Genomic DNA, 17,781 nt, shown 5'->3' with positions numbered 1-17,781 from the left:
GCGGCGCCTCAGGGCAGCGGGCGGGCGTGGTCCCGGAGGCCGGCCAACGGGTCGGCCTTCCGGGCCAGCCGGCGCGGGATCGACCGCACGTCGTGCTGGTCGGGGGCGACGCGGGAGAGCTCGTCCCAGTCCAGCGGCGTCGCGGTCGGACCGCCGGGGCGGGCGCGCGGCGCGTAGGGCATGACCGCGGTCTGGCCGTAGGCGTTGCGGCCGACGTCGAGGAAGGTCCGCCCGCCGCGGGCGTCCTTGCGCACGGCCGTGGTGAGCTCGTCGGGGTGGTCGGCGGCGACCGCCTCGGCGATCTCGACGGCCGCGGCCTTGACGGCGTCGTGGCCTGCCGACCCGTCGAGGGGCGCGACGACGTGGTAGCCGCGGCTGCCCGTCGACTGGAGGAAGGCGACGAGACCCCGCCCCTCGACCGCCGCTCGCACCGCGCGGGCGACGTCGCGGATGCCGGCGAGGTCGATGTGCTCACCGGGGTCGATGTCGACGATCAGCCGGTCGGGGCGCTCCAGCGACCCGGCCACGGCGTTCCACCCGTGCAGCGTCACCGTGCCGAACTGGACGAGGCGGACGAGGTCGGCGGTCTCGGTGACCTGCGGGTGGTGGACGACGTCGTCGGCACCCTTCCGCTCCCGGCGCGGGGTGTCGACCGTGTGCAGGCCCTTCGGCGCCCGCCCGCCCGCGTCCTGCTGCACGAACCCGCCGGCGTCGAGGCCGTCGGGGAACCGCTGCAGCGTGAGCGGCCGGCCGGCGAGGTGCGGCAGGACCGTCGCGGCGATCGACTCCCAGTAGTGCGCGAGGTCGGCCTTCGTGACGTCCTCGCCACCCTCCCGGGCGGGCAGGAGCACCTTGTCGGGGTGCGTGACGTCGACGCCCGCGATGCTGGTCATGCCCGGGCGTTTGCCGCGACCGCCGGGGTGACAAACCACGCCCTCGTGGACCGGGTGCGGCTCTCGAAGCGCATGTCGCGGGCGCTGCGCCACGACCCGGCGCGGGCGGGGCTGGAGCTCGACGCCGGCGGCTGGACGTCGCTGGACGCGTTGTGCGCGGCGCTCGGGGCGACGCCGGACGAGGTCGAGGACGTCGTGGCGAACGGGTCGAAGCCGCGCTACGAGATCGCCGACGGGCACATCCGCGCCCGCTACGGGCACTCGCTGCCCGGGCACGTGGAGCTGCCGCACGCCGACCCGCCCCCGACCCTGTTCCACGGGACCTCCGCCGCCGCCGTCGACGCGATCCTCCGCGACGGCCTGCACGCGGGCGGCCGGCAGTACGTGCACCTGTCGCCGTCCGAGGCCACCGCGCGCGAGGTGGGCTCGCGCCACGGGCGTCCGGTGATCCTCGCCGTCGACGCCCGGGCCGCGGCCGCCGCCGGCGCCGTCTTCCGCCGCGGCAACGCCGACACCTGGCTCACCGACGCCCTCGCCCCGGCGTACCTCCGCCGCGCCTGATCCCTCAGCGTGGCGTCCACGCTGGCGCTCAACGCCAGGATCGCCACATCCTCGCCCGCGCGACACGCCGACCGCGCCTCACAAGGACCTCACGAGCTCCACGAGCACACGCGGCAGGACGTCGACGGCGTCCAGGTCCGCGAGCCGGTGCCACCCCGCGACGAGCCCGGGCTCCGCGCTCACCGGGTCGTCGGCGTCGATCGTCACCGCGAACACGTGGTCGACCTCGTCGTGCTCCACGCCGTCCCCGACGAACGGGTTCGGGACCGTCGCGAGGTGCTCCCGGAGCGTCACACCCACGTCGAGCTCCTCGCGCAGCTCCCGGACCAGGGCCTGCGCCGCCGTCTCGCCGTCCTCGACGTGGCCGCCGGGGAAGTACCAGTAGCTCGCCCCGACGTCCCGCACGAGCAGCACCGCCCCGTCCCGCACGATCACCGCCCGGGCGACGACCTCCACGACCCCCCAAGGTCACGAACCGATCACGGCCCCACCGAACGCCACCAGCGCCCGCCGGCTCCTCCCTAGCGTCCCCGACCATGACCGAGCGCGGGCGGGCCTGGGCACTGGGCGTGGCCACGGTGCTGCTCATGCCGCTGGTCGCCCTCGCGCTCTCCCTCGCCTCGCCGCGCCTCGGCGAGACCGTCTCGTGGACCAGCGCGCTCGGGCTCATCGCGGCGGTCCTGGTCTCGGCGACCCTCGTGCTGGTCTCGCGCGTCCGGGGGCTCACCCGGCTCCTCGGCGTCGAGCTCGGCAACCACCTCCACCGCCGTCTCGGCGTCGCCGCGCTGGGCTGCGTGCTCGTCCACGTGGTCTCCGCGATGCTCCACTCGCCGCGGGGCCTGGGCATGCTCGACCCGTTCGCGGTCGGCTGGCCGATCAGGGCCGGCATCGCCGCGCTCGCGCTCCTGCTGGTCGGCGCGCTGCTGCGCCCCCGCGGATCGCTGCGCCGCTACGGCCGGGTCGCACGCGCGCATGCGGTCCTGGGCGGCTGCGTCTTCCTGCTGGTCGCCACGCACGTCACCCTGTTCGGCCACCTCGTCGAGAACCCGCTGGTCGGCACCGCGCTGGCCGGCCTCGGCGTCACGGTGCTGGCGGTCCTGCTGCGGCGCTGGCTCGTCCGGCCGGTCCTCGGGCCGGGCGCGCACCTCGTCGCGGCCATCCGCCCCGAGTCCGGCGACACCTCGACGGTCGTGCTCGTCCCCGCCGGCCGCCCGCTCGATCCGGCACCCGAGCCCGGCCAGTTCGTGTGGCTGCGGCTACGCCGACTGCCCCTCGCCGAGGAGCACCCGTTCACCATCGCCGCCTCCCGCCGCTCGGGTGTCCTCGAGCTGACGGTCCGCGACGCGGGTCCGTTCTCCGGCGGCCTCCACGCCCTTGAGCCGGGCCGCCAGGTGTGGGTCGACGGCCCGCACGGCGCGTTCGTGCCGGGCGCGACGGCGGGTGGCCTCGTCCTCATCGCCGGCGGGGTGGGGGTCACGCCGATCATGAGCATCCTGCGCGCCCACGCCGCGGCGGCCGACCCGCGGGCCCACGCCCTGCTGCTCGCCGAGCGCGAGGGCGAGGCCCTGTTCGCCGCCGAGATCCTCGCGCTGTCCCGGCGCCTCGACCTCTCCGTCCTGCGCACCGGCGGCCACCGCCTCGACGCGGGCATGCTCCGGGCGGTCCTGCCGTCGGGTGTGCCCGGGAGCCACCAGTACCTCGTCTGCGGTCCGCCGCCGCTGGTCGGGGCGGCGGTCGACGGCCTCGCCGGCCTCGGCGTCCCCGCCGGCGCCATCACCACCGAGCGCTTCGGGTGACCGCCCTCAGCCGCTCGGCAGGTGTCCGAGCTGCCCGAGGATCGTCATGTTGTCCCAGGTGACCCACAGCTCGGCGATCTTGCCGTCCTCGACGCGCACGATGCCGCCGAAGTCGAACAACGTCTTCCGCCCCGACGCCGGGAACGGGCCGAGCGGCCCCGTCTGGGTGCCCTCGTAGGTCGTCCAGATGCCGGCGCGATCGCCGTCCTCGACCACCTGGACGAACGTCTGCACGTTGTCGGGGAACGACGCCGTGTTCCGCCGCAGGAAGTCCTTGAAGTCCTCCCGGCTGCGGACGTCGAAGTCGGGCGTCGCCTGGCAGTGCCGGACGAAGTCCTCGGCGACGATGTCGTCGAGCCGGTCCAGCTCGCGCGAGTTCATCGCGTCCTCGAGCCGCTGCAGCAACTCGCGGATCGGTCCTCCATCGGTCATGACCGTCCTCCCCCTCCACGAGCCGGCGCCGCTGCCGGACGTGCGGCATCCAGGGTGGGCCGACCCGGCACATCCGGCGATCGGCCATCAGGGCGCGGCGCTTGCACCGCGAACTCCGGGCCAACTCTCGGTGGGTCCGACGCGTCCTGCCCCGCAGTGGACGACGATGACGCGGTGCGACGGACCCCGCGGGCGCTGCTGCTGGTCCTCGCGGTGCTGGCGGTGCTCGTTGCCGGGTGCACCACCCCGCCGCCACCACCGGGCCCCCCGCCGGGCCTCCGCGTCATGACCTGGAACGTCCAGACCGGCGCCCACGACCCCGACGAGTGGGCCCCGGTCGTCGCCGACCACCGGCCCGACGTGCTGGCCCTCCAGGAGGTCTGCACCCGCGACGCCGAGGAGCTCGCCGACCTCCTGCGCCGCGACCACGCCCTCGCCTACGCCGTGGTCCGCGGCCCGATCCGTCCGCCGTCGCCGGCCGAGGCGCTCGCGCCGATCAACGCCGCGCTCGGGCCGGCGTGCGACACCGGCCCGAACGACGTCCTCTACGGCGTCGCGGTGCTCTCCCGCCTGCCCGTCGGGCCGCCGCGCATCACGACCTTCCCGCCCGACCCGCGCGACGAGCAGCGCGGCGCCCTCTCGGTCGAGGTCGCCACGCCCACCGGGCCGGTCGCGGTCCACAACAGCCACATCGGCCTCGACGGCGTGCAGACCGCGCAGATCCGCCGCCTCGCCGAGGTCGCCGTCGGGCCCGGGCCGGCCGTCGTGCTCGGCGACCTCAACGTCGGACCCGACGACCCGGAACTCGCAGCGCTGCGGCAGGGCTTCACGAACGTCGACCCCGACGGCCCCGCCACCTCGAGCCGTGGCCGCATCGACCACGTCTTCGTGCGCGGCCTGGTCCCCGTCGGGGCGGAGGTCCCCGACGTCACGGCCTCCGACCACCGCCCGCTGGTCGTGGACCTCCGACCCGGCTGACCTACGAGGACAGCGCCCCGATCTCCCGCAGGAACCCGAGCGTGTCCCAGTTGACCCACTCCTCGACGAACCGCCCGTCGTCGATCCGGCTCATCAGCTGCCCCTCGAAGGACACGGACCGCCCCGTCGGCGCCGTGCCCTCGATCTCGCCGGCGTGGGTGCCGCGCAACGACCAGTACGTCGACACGAGGTCACCCTCGGCGAGCTGGCGCACGATGCGCAGGTCGAAGTCGGCGAGCACGGCCCGGTAGGCCTGCACGCGCGTCTTGAAGCTCTCCGGGCCGCGGCCCTGGTCTCCGTTGTAGGGGTCGTGGTTGACGTAGTCGGACGCGAACATCTCCTCGAGGGCGTCCCACTTGTCCCCGTTCCACATCTCGTCGAACTGCCGCGCCACGAGCTCCTTGTTCTGCTGGGTCGACACCTCGCCGCTCCCTCGCCTCGGGGGCGCGACCGTCCGCGCCCGGAGGGCCAGGCTGGACCCGCTCGGACAGGCGGAGAAGGTCGTAGTTCCCGCCCCCCTACACCGGCACCGACGCCCCGAGCACGGCCGACAGCGGCGTCGCGGGCCGCCCGATGAGCCGGGGCAGCGTGGGGTCGACCGCGGCGAAGTCGCCTCGCCGGCTCGCCGCGAACATCGTCAGCAGCATGTCGGCCGCCTCCCCGGGCACGCCGCGCGCGACCTGCTCGGCGCGGTACTCGGCGTCGGTCACCGTCACGTGCCGGATCGTCCGCCCCGCCCCCTCGGACGCCATGCCCACGATCTGCGCCATCGTCAGCGCCTCGGGCCCGGTCAACGGCGGGGTGACGCCGTCGAGCGCGTCGCCGACGAGCGCCTCGACCGTGACGGCGGCGAGGTCCTCGTGCGTGGTCCAGGCGACCGGCCCGTCCTCGGGGACGCGCAGCTCGCCGGTGTGCCAGGCGCCGGCGAGCAGCATCGGCACCGTCGAGGCGTAGAAGCCGTTGCGCAGCGAGGTGAACGCCGTGCCGCACCGGCGGAGGATCTCCTCGGTGGCGGCGTGGTCGGGCATCGGCGCCATCGGCGAGGTCGGGTCGGCGCCGGCGTGGCTGGTGTAGAGCACCCGCTCCGCGCCGGACGCGACGGCCGCCTCGACCGCGACGCGGTGCCGGCGCAGGGCCTCCTCGCCCAGCACGTTCGCCGACACCACCAGCACCCGCGACGCGTCCTCGAACGCCGCGGCCAGGCTCGCGGGGTCGGTGTAGTCGCCGCGGCGCACCCGCACGCCGCGCTCGACGAGATCCCGCGCCTTCTCGGGATCGCGGACGCTCGCCCCGATCTGCTCGGCGGGCAGGCGCTCCAGCAGCCGCTCGAGCACAGCGCGGCCCAGGCGGCCGCTCGCTCCGGTCACGACGATCATGGCATCTCCGTTTCCAGTGGTAACAGCAGAACGCTAGCACCGTTGTTAGCACCGGAAGCAACTCCGCGCTATCGTCGTGATCGTGGAGGAGGGCCCACGCGACCGGATCGTCGCGGCCGCGCTGCGCCTGCTCGAGGAGGGCGGGCCGGACGCGGTGTCGACGCGCGCGGTCAGCGCCGCCGCGGGCGTCCAGGCCCCGACGATCTACCGCCTCTTCGGCGACAAGCAGGGCCTGCTCGACGCCGTCGCCACCCAGGGCTTCGCCTCGTACCTCGCCGGCAAGACCGCCCGCGAGCCCACCGACGACCCTGTCCGGGACCTGCGCGACGGCTGGGACCAGCACGTCGAGCTCGGCCTCGCCCACCCCGCGCTCTACCGGCTGATGTACGCCGGCAGCGTCCCGGACTCGCCCGCCGCGGCCGCCGCCGTCGGCGTCCTGGGCAAGCACATCGGCCGGATCGCCGAGGCCGGACGGCTGCGCGTGCCCGAGGCGCGGGCGGTCGCGCTCGTCCGGGCCGTCGGGGAGGGGACGACGCTGACGCTGCTCGGCACCCCCGAGGAGCAGCGCGACCCGGAGCTCGCGACGGCGGCCCGCGAGGCCGTCATCGCGGCCATCACCACCGATGCGCCGGCCCTGCCCGACCCGGGGCCGGTCCCCGCGGCCGCGGCCCTGCGCGCGGCGCTGCCGGAGGTCGACGCCCTGAGCCCGGCCGAGCTCGGCGTGCTGCGCGAGTGGCTCGACCGCATCACGTCCGCCCCGTGACGGTCAGGTGGGCACGCTGTGCCCATGCCCGTCGACTACGGCCCTCACGGATCGAGCCTGCGCGACCTGCCCCGCCTCCGCCGCACCCGACGGCGCCGGTCGTCGAGCTGGGACCGCACCGGCGGCAACGACGACCGCGTGACCCTGCGCCCCGGCGCCACCGCGACCCTGCTCGACGTCACCGGCGCCGGCGTCGTCACGCACCTCTGGGTCACCGTCGCCGCGTCGCGCAGCCTGCGGAACCCTCGCGGCACGGCCCACGACCTGCTCCGGCGCCTGACCCTGCGCGCCTGGTGGGACGGCGAGGAGCACCCGAGCGTCGCAGTGCCGCTCGGCGACTTCTTCGGCGTCGGCCACGGCCGCACCAGCAACTTCGTCTCGCTCCCGCTGCAGATGAGCCCGGAGGACGGCAAGGCGTTCAACTGCTGGTTCGCGATGCCGTTCGGGGACGGCGCGCGCATGGAGATCACGAGCGAGGTCGACGACGCCGACGTGCTCGTCTACTTCTACGCCGACTACGAGGAGCTCGACGCCCTCGACGACGACATCGGCCGCTTCCACGCCCAGTGGCGCCGCCAGCTGACATCCGGTGTCAGGCCCGGACGGTCGAACGCCGCGTACCAGTTCCACGGCACGAACCTGACAGGCGCTGACAACTACACGATCCTCGAGGCCGAGGGCCACGGGCACTACGTCGGTTGCGTGCTCAACGTCCAGAACCGGCGCCGCACGCGGAAGTGGAACTGGTACGGCGAGGGCGACGACATGATCTTCATCGACGGCGACGTCTGGCCGCCGACCCTGCACGGCACCGGCACCGAGGACTACGTCAACACCGCCTGGTGCCCGACCCAGCCCTACTCCGCGCCCTACCACGGGGTCACGCTCGCGGGCGGGAAGAACTGGCGCGGCCCGGTGAGCCTGTACCGCTTCCACGTCGAGGACCCCGTCGTCTTCGAGCGCTCGATCCGCGTGAGCATCGAGCACGGGCACGCGAACCGGCGCAGCGACGACTGGTCGTCGGTCGCCTACTGGTACCAGGCCGAGCCCCACCGCCCGTTCGACCTCGCCCCGGTGGAGCAGCGGCTCACCCGTCCGTAGGTGAGCGACCGGCGTCACCGCCCTGTTGGCGAGGGTCACACCTGCCCGACCTGGCAGGGCACGGCATCCTCCTCGCACCATCGGGCATCGACCACGGAGGTACGGAATGAACGACCAGGAACGCTACGACCGCTTCCTCTCCGCCCTCGGCTTCCGCGCCGATCTCGACGGCAGCCCGTCGGACGGCCGCGGCGCCATCGACCTGACCGGCCTCGACGGCGAGCCCGTCGAGCCCACCGTGCGCCTGCACGTCAACCCGCAGCGCCTCGCGCACCACGTGTGTGACGACGAGGGCCGCGACCCGGCGGCCCGCCAGCCCCGCTTCGACGACGTCGAGGCCGACGAGCTCGACGACCCCGAGGCCGCCTGCCTGCAGACCCTGCTCGCGCAGATCGAGGAGGCGATCCTCGTGCGCGAGCCCGGGCACGACCACCTCGTGCTCGTCGACGGCGGCGTGCGTGCGGTGCCGGCCGACCGGGTGGCCTGACCCCGCTCAGGCCTCGTGCGGGATCTTGAAGGGCTGCAGGGCGCCGGCGTCGATGATCTGCGTGGTGCCGGTGACGTAGCGGGCCTCGTCGGAGGCTAGCCACAGCACGGCGTTGCTGATGTCGATCGCCTCCACCCACGGCACCTTCATCGCGTTGAGCGTCGTCATGCCCACCTTCGCGTCCTCGTAGGTCGCGCCCTGCACCCCGAGGAAGAGCTCGTAGATCGGCTCGTTGTGGATCATGTCGGTGCTCACCGTCGTCGGGTGCACCGAGTTGACCCGGATGCCGTACGGCGCGAGCTCGACGGCGAAGGTGCGCATCAGGCCGGTGACGCCGTGCTTGGCCGCGGTGTAGTGCGCGAGGTTGGGGAAGGCGCGGAGGCCGGCGATCGAGCTGGTCAGCACGATCGACCCGCCCGTGTTCTGCTCGATCATCGTCGGCACCGTGGCCTTCAGCGTCTTCCAGACGCCGGTGAGGTTGACGTCGATCATCTCCTGGAAGCTCTCCTCGGAGAGCTCCCAGCCCGGCGCGAAGCTCGCGATACCCGCGTTGGCGCAGACGACGTCCAGGTGCCCGAGCTCTGCGACGCCGTCCTGCACCGCGGACTGCAGGGCACCGAGGTTCCGCACGTCGGCCTCGCGGGTGACGATCCGGCGGTCGAGGTCCTCGACGAGCTTGGCGGTCTCGGCGAGGTCGTCGGGCGTGGCCATGTCGTAGGGCACGGAGTCGAGCTGCGCGCACACGTCCACCGCGATGATCTCGGCGCCCTCCTGAGCCAGCCGCAGGGCGTGCGCGCGGCCCTGACCCCGCGCCGCACCCGTGATCAGCGCGACCTTGCCGTCCATCCGTCCCATGGCCGTCTCCCCGAGCTCGATGTGATGGCGATCTCATCGTGATCGAGAGTGGGGCGCGCCGTGTACCGCCGTGCGGCCGTGGACACGGCCGACGTGCAGGGGATGGACAGGTTCAGTCCGCGGCTGCGGCGCGGCGCGCCACGCGCGACTCGAGCTCGTCGGCGCTCAGCGCCACCGCGACACAGAAGAGGTCGGACGCCTCGACCGCCTCGCGCGCGTCCTGCAGGAACACGTTGTCGGGCCGGCGGGCGCCGGCGATCGCGATGAGCCGGCGCACGTTGTCGGCGGCCCGCGCGATCTGTTCCTCGAGCGGCGCGCCGTCCATCGGCACGATCTCGCCGCCGAACCGTCGCTCGGCCATGAGCACCCAGGTGGCCACACCCCGCGCCGTGACGCCCGTGAGCGGGCAGCGGGCGTGCAGGAAGTCCGGGTCGTCCCGATCGGTCACCGCGCACCTCCGCGAGGAGCATGACGACTCATCTGGCCTCGGACGGCGTGACACGCTGGGCGCATGTCTGAGGCGGTCGCTCGCGTCGCGTCCCTGACCGTCTTCCCGATCAAGGGCTGCGCCGGGATGGCGGTCGACCGCCGCGAGGTGACGACGACCGGGCTCGCCGGCGACCGGCAGTTCATGGTCGTCGCGCCCGACGGGCGCTTCAAGACGCAGCGGCGTCACCCCCTGCTCGCGACGATCCGCCCGCACCTCGACGGCTCGACCCTGACGCTGGCGGCCGAGGGCCGCGCGCCGTGCACGGTGGAGGTGGCCGACGACGGCCCGCGCCGCCGTGTCGAGATCTTCGGCAAGGAGCACCCGGCCCTCGACCAGGGCGACGAGGCCGCCGCCTGGCTCTCCGACGTGCTCGGGGTCGAGAGCCGGCTCGTCGGCGTGACGCCCGAGCACCGCCGCCCCACCGACGGCCTCGTGCCCGGCCTGTCGGGCTGGGCGGACAGCGGCTCGCTGCTGCTGCTCTCCCGCGCCGCGGCGGACGACCTCTCCGACCGCGCCGCCGAACGCAGCGGCGAGCCCGTCCCGCTCGAGCGCTTCCGCGCCAACGTCGTGCTCACCGGCTGCCCGGCCCACGCCGAGGACCACCTCGACCGCGTCCTCCTCGGCTCTGCTCGACTGGCGTTCTCCAAGCAGGCCGTGCGCTGCGCCGTCGTCACCGTCGACCAGCAGACCGGCGCCCGCGTGGGTCCCGAGCCGCTGGAGACGCTCGCGACCTACCGCCTCGAGGACCAGGGCGTCGTGTTCGGGGCGAAGTACACGGTGCTGGAGCCGGGCGAGGTCGCGGTGGGGGACGAGCTCCAGGTCGAGTAGAGATGCCCGTGCCATCCTTCGCCCCCGCGTCCATGGCCGCCTCGTCGGACGCCCGGACGACGACCACGAGTGCCCGTTGGCAGGACGACGTCTGCGATCGCAGTACGGCCTAGCTCGCGTCCACCAGCCCCTTGCTCAGCAGGTCTTGCGGCATCGGCCGGTGCAGCCGCCAGGTGATGCTGATGGGTCGCTCCCCCTGGTGATCGACGTGCGACACCTCGCCGAGGCAGAGGTAGGGCGACGACCCGAGCTCGTCCTCGCGTGCGACGCGGACGAAGAGGAGCACGCGGCTGGTGCCGCGCGTGTACCGCTGGCCCGGCGCCGAAGTCAGGGTCGTGCTGTTCTGCGACTCCCAGTGGAAGAGGTCTGCCGAGACCGGGTAGTCGCGGTAGCGCGTCGACGGCGCGAAGTCACGCTCCTCTTTCCTCAGCGTCACGAGGAGGGCATCGACGTTGGTCACCTCTGAGTAGGCGACCCCACCAGCTTGTCCGTGGGGCTTGCGGTCCCAGGTTGCCCAGCCGATCCCCGTCAGGATCTCCTCGCGTCGATAGGACGCGTGGGACAGCAACGTCACACCCTCGATCCCGAGAGGCCTCGGCACGTGACGCGCTCGATCGCTCGTGATCGCCATGAGCTCGGCCAGCTCACTCGTGATGGCGGGACAAGCGCGGAGTGCGTCGAGGCCGTCCTGGAACGACTGCAGTCCAGCTCGATTCGACCAGACGCTGTACACGAGCATCCGCGCCATTGCCTGCTGCTCCGTCGAGAGTTCGGCGTAGTCCGGCCCGTCGATCGCGAGCAGCTGTGTGTACACGTCGGTGCGCTGCGGGTCGTCGACGTGGGTGAAGGACCGCACGCGCTTGAGCAGGGCGTCCTCGCCGGGGCCGCTCGGCGGGGTCGGGTAGCCCGCGTCTCGACGAACGCGCGTCCAGTTCGAGCCCACGCGCGGGTAGACCTCGGCGAGGTCCCGGCCGGAACGCGAGAGGTATTCGGCGAGCGGGAGGTCACCGTGGGACCGGACATCAGCGACCAGTACCGCATGCCGACCGCTGAGGCTCTGCCGAACGTTCGCGAGCACCACCTCGCGCGCCACGCGGTCCAGCACGAGCTGGGAACCTGCCGGGAGGTAGGGAAACCCTTCCTCGATGTCTCGCACCAGTTGCGCGCGCGTCGAGCCCGTCAGAGCTCGGTATCGGGTGTCGAAGCGGTACTCGCGACGGTGCTGCCCGATGAAGTCCAGGACGGTCAGCACGGCCTTTCCCGGAGCCCGACGGAGTCCGCGACCGAGTTGCTGGAGGAAGACCGTGGCGCTCTGGGTCGGGCGGAGGAGGAGAAGCGTGTCGACCGTCGGGAGGTCGACGCCCTCGTTGAACAGGTCCACCGTGAACAGGCACTGCACCTGCCCGTTCCGCAGCGCCGATGCGGCGGCCAGTCGGTCACCGAGCGCTGTCTCACCGGTCACCGCGAGGGATGGGATGTTGGCCTCGGAGAACTTGCGCGCCATGTACTCGGCGTGCGCCACCGAGACGCAGAAGCCGAGCGCACGCATGCGGTGCACGTCAGCGACGCGGTCGCGGAGGGCGCGGAGCACGAGCAGGGTGCGTGCATCGTTGCCCGTGTAGAGGTTGCTGAGACCGGACACGTCGTACGCACCCCGCGACCACTCGAGCGCCGAGAGATCGGTGTTGTCGGCGACACCGAAGTAGTGGAACGGACAGAGCAGGTCTTGTTCGAGGGAGTCCGCCAGGCCCAGCTCTACGGCCGTCCGACCGTCGAAGAACTCCTCGCGGACGTCGATGCCGTCGGCCCGCTGCGGCGTCGCGGTCAGGCCGAGGAGTTCCCGCGCCACGAGTCGATCGAGGAGATTCCGATAACTGGCCGCTTCGGCGTGGTGGAACTCGTCGATGACGGCGACGTCGAACGCCGGAAGGTCGGCCGCGCCTCGTAGGGATTGGATGGAGGCGAAGACGTTCTTCCAACCGCTCGGCACCTCGCCGCCGACGAAGAGCTCGCCGAAGGTGCCGTCACCGAGGACCTCGCGGTAGGTCCGCCGCGCCTGCTCGAGGATTTCCCGTCGATGGGCGACGAACAGCAGGGAGCCACCGAGCCTCCGGTAGTCCAACGCGGCGACGACGGTCTTTCCGGTACCCGTGGCCGCGACGACGAGGTTCCGATGACGGCCGTGCACCACGCGTTCCGCGTCGAGCGCCTCGAGGATGCGCTCTTGATGAGGACGGGGGCGGACTTCGAGGCCCGAGAGCGAAATGGTCGACGGGCCGGAACCCGACTCCGCGCCCAGAGCTGCATCGAGGAGGGCCGCATCGCGATCCGGGTCGTAGGCGCGGAAGTCGGGGTTGTTCCAGTACGTGTCGAAGGTGGCTTCGAACTTCCGGACCAGCGCCGGTGTCGCGATCGCGGAGATCCGGACGTTCCACTCGAGTCCGTCCACCAGCGCTGACCTCGACAGGTTCGAGCTGCCGACGTAGCCGGTGTCGAAGCCGCTGTTGCGGCGGAAGAGCCATGCCTTGGCGTGGAGCCGCGTCGACTGGTCCTCGTACCGGATACGTACATCCGCACCGAAACGGCGTACGAGTTCGTCCACGGCACGCCGCTCCGTGGCGCCACGGTAAGTCGTGGTGATGACGCGGAACGGGATGCCGCGCTCGCGCAGGCGCGTCAGCTCGTCGGCGAGGACGCGGATGCCGTGCCATCGGATGAACGCGCAGAGCAGGTCGACGTGGTCTGCGGTCGCGAGCTCCGACCTCAATTCAGCGCCGAGTGATGGCTCGTCGGCGGTGTTCGTGAGCAGAGCCGTCTCGGACAGTGGCGTCGTCGGTCGGACGAGCCGGTGGACGCCAGGCGCTGTGCTCACCGCGAGCAGCTGCTCGAGGTCCACGACGAGGTCGTCGGGTGAGTCGAGCAAGTCGATGATCCGGTTCACGAGCTCTCGGCGCGTAGAGGCGTCCTTCTCCTCGGCCAGCACTCGACGTACAGCCTCGCCGACGTGCCGGGCAAGGACGTCCGGCGCGGCAGCCGTGGTGAGCTCGCCAAAGGTGGCTGCGTCCGGCGACAGCCCCTGCAGCCGCCGGTCGAGCTCCCGCGTGCGGACCGACTCGTAGAGGCCTGCGGTGGCGTCCACCGTCACTGGCCGAGGTCCTGTGGGGTACTCCCGCTCATCACAGGGCGTGATCTTTCCTGCAGACCGCTACCCGGTAGTGAGAGGGTCTCCTCCAGCGACTGCAGCCGCGCGTCGGCGCGCGCAACCAGATGCGCTGGCCGCGCCACAGCACAGGACTCAGCCGGCGGCGCGGAAGTCCTCGTACCGCTCTTCCAGTCGCTCACGATCTGGGTGTTCTGCTCGCCGCTTCGGCAGCGTCAACGACACGCCGTCCATGGCCTGGAGCCCGTGCTTCAGCACACGGCTCGATGCCCACCGCCTCCTGATTGCCACGAGCGAAGTGGATCTAGACGACGTTGCGAGCCAGGCAGCCGTTCTTCCTCAACCTCGGCCGCGCGGTCGCCGCATCCTCATCGACGGGGACGACGACCCTCGGCTCCGCCGGGAGGTGATAGACGAATCGGTGCCGCCAGAGGTGATCCCGCATGCAGAGGATTGGCATGGCCATGAGCAGCAACGGGCTCTACGACCAGCTCGTCGGCGGCCTGATGGCCGAGGGCGAGGCGACCGAGGACCGGGGCCAGGGCGTCGTCACGCTGACGGAGTTCGATCACCGTCCCCTGCCGACTCCCCTCCGCCTGCACGTCACCCCGACGTCGTTCGACCAGCACCTGCGGTCGATGGCCTAAGGGGCTGCCGTCCTCTTCCCCGACCTCGACCCGCTCGAGGCCGCCTGGCGGCTGTTACTCGTCCACCTCGAGGAGGCAGTGCGGACGGCGGAGCCCGGCGAGACGGAGCTCGTCCTCGCCCGGGACGGGGCGCGCTCGGCGCGTCCGTGAGACGCCGCGGAGTCGGACGGTGACCCGCTGCACGCGATCACGTCGCCCGCGACGAGGTCACGACGGACTCGTGTCCTCGCCGAGACCTGCGCAGGTCAGAGCGGCGCCACGCTGCCCTTCCGATTCGGATTCAGGGGGCAGCCATGGCGCGGTTGGACGGCAAGGTCGCGATCATCACCGGTGGGGAGAGCGGGATCGGGCGGGCATCGGCCGGCGCGATGGTCGACGAGGGCGCGCAGGTACACCTCGTCGGGCTCGACGCCGACGCGCTGAAGCGGGCCGTGACCGAGCTCGGCGAGGACAAGGCCGCGTTCACGAGGGCGGACGTCACCGACGAGGACGCCGTCCGTACCGCCGTCGCGGAGGCGATCGAGCGGTTCGGGCACCTCGACGTCGTCTTCAGCAACGCCGGCAACACCGGGGCCGTCGCTCCGATCGAGGACTACCCGTCCGACGAGTTCGCCCGCACGCTGCAGGTCCACGCCCTCGGCGCCTTCCACGTGGTCAAGCACACCTCGCCGCACCTCGGCGCGGGCGCGAGCGTCATCATCACCTCCAGCGTCGTCGGGCTCATGGGCTTCGGCGGCATCAGCGGCTACGTCGCCGCCAAGCACGCGCAGGTCGGGATGATGCGGGCGGCCGCGAAGGAGCTCACGCCGCGCCGCATCCGCGTCAACTCCCTGCACCCCGGGCCGACGTCGACGCCGTTCCAGGACTCGATCGAGATGCGCGCGACGGGCCTGGGCCAGGAGGAGGCCGCCAAGGCGTTCGACGACCTCGTCCCCCTCGGCCGGCACGCCACGCCCGAGGAGATCGCGAAGACCGTCGTCTACCTAGCCTCCGACGACAGCGCCTACATGACCGGTGCGACGGTCGCCGTCGAGGGCGGGCTGATGCTCTGACCCTCCGTCGTGCGTCACAGGGGCGCGGGCTTCCGATGCCGCAATATGTTGCATACGGTCCTCGTCGAGCGGTGCTGAGCCGCGGCTCGGCGCCCCGACGAGGACCAGGAGGACCCGATGTCCCTCGACGACTTCGAGCGCTACCCGCTGCTGTTCGGACCGAGCCCGGTGCACCGCCTCGACCGCCTCACCGCGCACTTGGGCGGCGCGGACATCTGGGCCAAGCGCGAGGACTGCAACTCCGGCCTGGCCTACGGCGGCAACAAGACCCGCAAGCTCGAGTACATCGTCCCCGACGTGCTCGCCTCGGGCGCCGACACGCTGGTCTCCATCGGCGGCTACCAGTCGAACCACACGCGGCAGGTCGCCGCGGTCGCGGCCAAGCTCGGGCTCAAGGCGCGGCTGGTGCAGGAGAAGTGGGTGGACTGGCCGGACTCGGTGAACGACAAGGTCGGCAACATCCTGCTCTCGCGCATCCTCGGCGCGGACGTACGGCTCGACCCGGCCGGCTTCGACATCGGCATCCGCGACTCGTGGGAGCGCGCGATGGAGGAGGTCCGCGCGGCCGGCGGCACGCCCTACGGCATCCCGGCCGGCGCGTCCGAGCACCGGCTCGGCGGGCTCGGGTTCGCGCAGTGGGCGCGCGAGGTCGAACAGCAGGAGGCGGAGCTCGGCGTCTTCTTCGACACGATCATCGTCTGCACCGTCACCGGCTCGACCCACGCCGGCATGATCGCCGGCTTTGCCGCGCAGGAACCGGCGCGTCGGGTGATCGGCATCGACGCCTCGGCGACGCTGCAGAAGACCCGCGACCAGGTGGAGCGGATCGCACGCCACACCGCCGAGCTGATCGGGCTCGGGCGCGAGCTGCGCGACGACGAGATCACCGTGCTCGAGGGCTGGGCCGGGGACCTCTACGGCATCCCGGTCGCCTCGACGATCGACGCGATCCGGCTCACTGCCGAGCTCGAGGGGATGATCATCGACCCCGTGTACGAGGGGAAGTCGATGGCGGGGCTCGTCGACCTCGTGCGGTCGCGCGAGATCGGGCCGGACTCGACGGTGCTCTACGCGCACCTCGGCGGCCAGCCGGCCCTCAACGCCTACGCGGGCGCGTTCTCCTGAGTGGCGGGCCGCTGTCGGTCGTGCTCGCTATCGTCGACACGTGAGCAGCGCGAGGCCGGAGGCACCATCGCGGGAGGATCTCCCGCCGCTCCCGCGCGCCGGCGCCACGCCGCGATCGGTGCTCGAGGCGCTCCATCCCGAGCACCGCGAGGCGTTCAGCCAGGCGTTCCGAGCGGCCCTGGACGAGGCCGCACGCGACATGGACCTGGCGGTCGTGCACGAGACGATCGGGTTCTGGCGCCGTCGCGCATGGATCACGCGCGACCGCGACCAGCACCGTCGCGTCGTCCACGACGCGGTCACCGCGCTGACCGGCACGGCGCCGCCCGAGGACGAACCCACGGACGTCTCCGAACGTCGCCTCTGACGCCACCTCGTGTACTCGCTCGACACCCGCGGGCCCGTGCAGGACCAGATCCAGGCTCTCCCAGCCGAGGCCGTCGACGACTTCGAGCGGCTCAGCCGGGCGCTCGAGGTGAACCCGTGGGACAGCGACCCGTACGTCGCCGGGAAGCCGGCCGGGCCCCTGCGGACACGAGCCTTCGGCGAGGGCGGGCTGGTCACCTTCCTCGTCCTCGAGGATCAGCGGCGCGACGACCTGCTGCTCGTCCAGTGGGCGTGACCGGACCGCCCACCGGGGTACTGGCGCCGGAGACCACGCTGTCGAGAAGGAGGCGCTACCCGTGTCCCACCAGCCGCCCGACCCGTACCAGTTCCTGCCGGACGTCGCGTCGTTCAGCGTCACCAGCACCGACGTCGCCGACGGCCAGACGCTCCCGAACGCGCAGGTCAGCGGCATCATGGGCGCCGGGGGCGAGGACGTGACGCCGCAGCTGGAGTGGTCGGGCGCCCCCGAGGGGACGAAGAGCTACGCCGTCACCTGCTTCGACCCCGACGCCCCGACCGCGAGCGGGTTCTGGCACTGGGCGGTCACCAACATCCCCGCCTCCACCACGAGCCTGCCGGCCGACGCCGGCGACCCCGAGAAGGGCCTGCTGCCCGAGGGTGCGATCACCCTGGCCAACGACGCGGGCGCGAAGCGCTACATCGGCGCCGCCCCGCCGCCCGGGCACGGCGAGCACCGCTACTTCTTCGTCGTGCACGCGGTCGACGTCGAGGACCTCGGCGTCGGTGCGGACGCCACGCCGGCGTTCCTCGGCTTCAACCTCTTCTTCCACAGCATCGGGCGCGCGATCATCACCCCGACCTACGAAATCCAGGGCTGAGCACGACGGGG

Annotated in this window: 21 protein-coding genes; 13 read left to right on the top strand and 8 right to left on the bottom strand. The window is 72.6% G+C overall.

Going from position 1 to position 17,781, the window contains the following annotated elements; genetic code table 11:
* Positions 1-8: 8 nt before the first annotated feature.
* Positions 9-893 (bottom strand): DNA polymerase domain-containing protein, encoded by an 885-nt coding sequence (locus PH190_RS16075; protein WP_274232541.1) that lies wholly within the window; start codon positions 891-893, stop codon positions 9-11.
* Between the two features lie 27 nt (positions 894-920).
* Here PH190_RS16075 and PH190_RS16070 point away from each other — a divergent pair, with 27 nt between their 5' ends.
* Complete coding sequence (locus tag PH190_RS16070) at positions 921-1,454, top strand: RNA 2'-phosphotransferase (RefSeq protein ID WP_274232540.1); 534 nt, start codon at positions 921-923, stop codon at positions 1,452-1,454.
* A 78-nt stretch (positions 1,455-1,532) separates the two neighbouring features.
* Here the strand turns inward: PH190_RS16070 and PH190_RS16065 are convergent, their stop codons facing one another.
* Positions 1,533-1,910, bottom strand: coding sequence for an NUDIX domain-containing protein (locus PH190_RS16065; RefSeq protein WP_274232539.1), 378 nt, complete (start codon positions 1,908-1,910; stop codon positions 1,533-1,535).
* Positions 1,911-1,990: 80 nt separating this feature from the next.
* Here PH190_RS16065 and PH190_RS16060 point away from each other — a divergent pair, with 80 nt between their 5' ends.
* Positions 1,991-3,250, top strand: a complete 1,260-nt coding sequence (locus PH190_RS16060; RefSeq protein WP_274232538.1) for a ferric reductase-like transmembrane domain-containing protein — start codon at positions 1,991-1,993, stop codon at positions 3,248-3,250.
* Between the two features lie 6 nt (positions 3,251-3,256).
* Here the strand turns inward: PH190_RS16060 and PH190_RS16055 are convergent, their stop codons facing one another.
* Positions 3,257-3,682 (bottom strand): ester cyclase, encoded by a 426-nt coding sequence (locus PH190_RS16055; protein WP_274232537.1) that lies wholly within the window; start codon positions 3,680-3,682, stop codon positions 3,257-3,259.
* A gap of 174 nt (positions 3,683-3,856) precedes the next feature.
* On the opposite strand from PH190_RS16055, the gene PH190_RS16050 reads away from it, so the two are divergent.
* Complete coding sequence (locus PH190_RS16050; protein ID WP_274232536.1) at positions 3,857-4,660, top strand: endonuclease/exonuclease/phosphatase family protein; 804 nt, start codon at positions 3,857-3,859, stop codon at positions 4,658-4,660.
* Position 4,661: 1 nt separating this feature from the next.
* Here PH190_RS16050 and PH190_RS16045 read toward each other — a convergent pair whose 3' ends face one another.
* Together PH190_RS16045 and PH190_RS16040 are read right to left on the bottom strand one after the other, a co-directional pair.
* Positions 4,662-5,081: an ester cyclase gene (locus PH190_RS16045; protein WP_274232535.1), complete on the bottom strand. Its 420-nt coding sequence runs from the start codon at positions 5,079-5,081 to the stop codon at positions 4,662-4,664.
* A 97-nt stretch (positions 5,082-5,178) separates the two neighbouring features.
* The gene (locus PH190_RS16040) at positions 5,179-6,036 is read right to left on the bottom strand and encodes an SDR family oxidoreductase (RefSeq protein WP_274232534.1); all 858 of its coding nucleotides are present in this window, start codon (positions 6,034-6,036) and stop codon (positions 5,179-5,181) included.
* An 82-nt stretch (positions 6,037-6,118) separates the two neighbouring features.
* On the opposite strand from PH190_RS16040, the gene PH190_RS16035 reads away from it, so the two are divergent.
* The 3 genes from PH190_RS16035 to PH190_RS16025 all read left to right on the top strand — a co-directional run bounded on the left by PH190_RS16035 (position 6,119) and on the right by PH190_RS16025 (position 8,387).
* A complete protein-coding gene (locus tag PH190_RS16035; protein WP_274232533.1) occupies positions 6,119-6,799 on the top strand; it encodes a TetR/AcrR family transcriptional regulator in 681 nt (226 codons plus the stop codon).
* Positions 6,800-6,823: 24 nt separating this feature from the next.
* Positions 6,824-7,900, top strand: coding sequence for a glycoside hydrolase family 172 protein (locus PH190_RS16030; protein WP_274232532.1), 1,077 nt, complete (start codon positions 6,824-6,826; stop codon positions 7,898-7,900).
* 106 nt (positions 7,901-8,006) lie between these two features.
* Positions 8,007-8,387 carry a hypothetical protein gene (locus PH190_RS16025; protein WP_274232531.1) on the top strand — a complete coding sequence of 127 codons (381 nt, stop codon included), beginning with the start codon at positions 8,007-8,009 and terminating at the stop codon, positions 8,385-8,387.
* Between the two features lie 6 nt (positions 8,388-8,393).
* Here the strand turns inward: PH190_RS16025 and PH190_RS16020 are convergent, their stop codons facing one another.
* Both PH190_RS16020 and PH190_RS16015 read right to left on the bottom strand, forming a co-directional pair.
* The gene (locus tag PH190_RS16020; protein ID WP_274232530.1) at positions 8,394-9,242 is read right to left on the bottom strand and encodes a mycofactocin-coupled SDR family oxidoreductase; all 849 of its coding nucleotides are present in this window, start codon (positions 9,240-9,242) and stop codon (positions 8,394-8,396) included.
* Between the two features lie 112 nt (positions 9,243-9,354).
* Positions 9,355-9,690, bottom strand: a complete 336-nt coding sequence (locus PH190_RS16015; protein WP_274232529.1) for a hypothetical protein — start codon at positions 9,688-9,690, stop codon at positions 9,355-9,357.
* A 63-nt stretch (positions 9,691-9,753) separates the two neighbouring features.
* Between PH190_RS16015 and PH190_RS16010 the strand changes: the two genes are divergently transcribed.
* Positions 9,754-10,560 carry an MOSC domain-containing protein gene (locus tag PH190_RS16010; RefSeq protein WP_274232528.1) on the top strand — a complete coding sequence of 269 codons (807 nt, stop codon included), beginning with the start codon at positions 9,754-9,756 and terminating at the stop codon, positions 10,558-10,560.
* Positions 10,561-10,669: 109 nt separating this feature from the next.
* Here the strand turns inward: PH190_RS16010 and PH190_RS16005 are convergent, their stop codons facing one another.
* Positions 10,670-13,705 (bottom strand): DEAD/DEAH box helicase, encoded by a 3,036-nt coding sequence (locus PH190_RS16005; protein ID WP_274232527.1) that lies wholly within the window; start codon positions 13,703-13,705, stop codon positions 10,670-10,672.
* Positions 13,706-14,184: 479 nt separating this feature from the next.
* Between PH190_RS16005 and PH190_RS16000 the strand changes: the two genes are divergently transcribed.
* The 6 genes from PH190_RS16000 (at position 14,185) to PH190_RS15975 (ending at position 17,770) form a co-directional block, all read left to right on the top strand.
* Positions 14,185-14,367: a hypothetical protein gene (locus PH190_RS16000; protein WP_274232526.1), complete on the top strand. Its 183-nt coding sequence runs from the start codon at positions 14,185-14,187 to the stop codon at positions 14,365-14,367.
* Positions 14,368-14,660: 293 nt separating this feature from the next.
* Positions 14,661-15,419 carry an SDR family NAD(P)-dependent oxidoreductase gene (locus PH190_RS15995; RefSeq protein WP_274232525.1) on the top strand — a complete coding sequence of 253 codons (759 nt, stop codon included), beginning with the start codon at positions 14,661-14,663 and terminating at the stop codon, positions 15,417-15,419.
* A 117-nt stretch (positions 15,420-15,536) separates the two neighbouring features.
* Positions 15,537-16,544, top strand: a complete 1,008-nt coding sequence (locus tag PH190_RS15990) for a 1-aminocyclopropane-1-carboxylate deaminase (RefSeq protein WP_274232524.1) — start codon at positions 15,537-15,539, stop codon at positions 16,542-16,544.
* 40 nt (positions 16,545-16,584) lie between these two features.
* Positions 16,585-16,911, top strand: coding sequence for a DUF6247 family protein (locus PH190_RS15985; RefSeq protein WP_274232523.1), 327 nt, complete (start codon positions 16,585-16,587; stop codon positions 16,909-16,911).
* A 36-nt stretch (positions 16,912-16,947) separates the two neighbouring features.
* On the top strand, positions 16,948-17,166 hold the full coding sequence (locus PH190_RS15980; RefSeq protein WP_274232522.1) for a hypothetical protein: 219 nt from the start codon (positions 16,948-16,950) through the stop codon (positions 17,164-17,166).
* Between the two features lie 61 nt (positions 17,167-17,227).
* Positions 17,228-17,770 carry a YbhB/YbcL family Raf kinase inhibitor-like protein gene (locus PH190_RS15975; RefSeq protein ID WP_274232521.1) on the top strand — a complete coding sequence of 181 codons (543 nt, stop codon included), beginning with the start codon at positions 17,228-17,230 and terminating at the stop codon, positions 17,768-17,770.
* Positions 17,771-17,781: the final 11 nt, after the last annotated feature.

The organism is Actinomycetospora straminea (assembly GCF_028737255.1).
Taxonomy (GTDB): domain Bacteria; phylum Actinomycetota; class Actinomycetes; order Mycobacteriales; family Pseudonocardiaceae; genus Actinomycetospora; species Actinomycetospora straminea.
This window is presented reverse-complemented; position numbering and strand designations above follow the sequence as displayed.

Bases quoted from the DNA above. Each gene is read 5' to 3' on its own strand.
- PH190_RS16075 (WP_274232541.1), bottom strand. From the start codon at position 893: ATGACCAGCATCGCGGGCGTCGACGTCACGCACCCCGACAAGGTGCTC.
- PH190_RS16060 (WP_274232538.1), top strand. From the start codon at position 1,991: ATGACCGAGCGCGGGCGGGCCTGGGCACTGGGCGTGGCCACGGTGCTG.
- PH190_RS16055 (WP_274232537.1), bottom strand. From the start codon at position 3,682: ATGACCGATGGAGGACCGATCCGCGAGTTGCTGCAGCGGCTCGAGGAC.
- PH190_RS16040 (WP_274232534.1), bottom strand. From the start codon at position 6,036: ATGATCGTCGTGACCGGAGCGAGCGGCCGCCTGGGCCGCGCTGTGCTC.
- PH190_RS16030 (WP_274232532.1), top strand. From the start codon at position 6,824: ATGCCCGTCGACTACGGCCCTCACGGATCGAGCCTGCGCGACCTGCCC.
- PH190_RS16025 (WP_274232531.1), top strand. From the start codon at position 8,007: ATGAACGACCAGGAACGCTACGACCGCTTCCTCTCCGCCCTCGGCTTC.
- PH190_RS16020 (WP_274232530.1), bottom strand. From the start codon at position 9,242: ATGGGACGGATGGACGGCAAGGTCGCGCTGATCACGGGTGCGGCGCGG.
- PH190_RS16010 (WP_274232528.1), top strand. From the start codon at position 9,754: ATGTCTGAGGCGGTCGCTCGCGTCGCGTCCCTGACCGTCTTCCCGATC.
- PH190_RS16000 (WP_274232526.1), top strand. From the start codon at position 14,185: ATGAGCAGCAACGGGCTCTACGACCAGCTCGTCGGCGGCCTGATGGCC.
- PH190_RS15995 (WP_274232525.1), top strand. From the start codon at position 14,661: ATGGCGCGGTTGGACGGCAAGGTCGCGATCATCACCGGTGGGGAGAGC.
- PH190_RS15990 (WP_274232524.1), top strand. From the start codon at position 15,537: ATGTCCCTCGACGACTTCGAGCGCTACCCGCTGCTGTTCGGACCGAGC.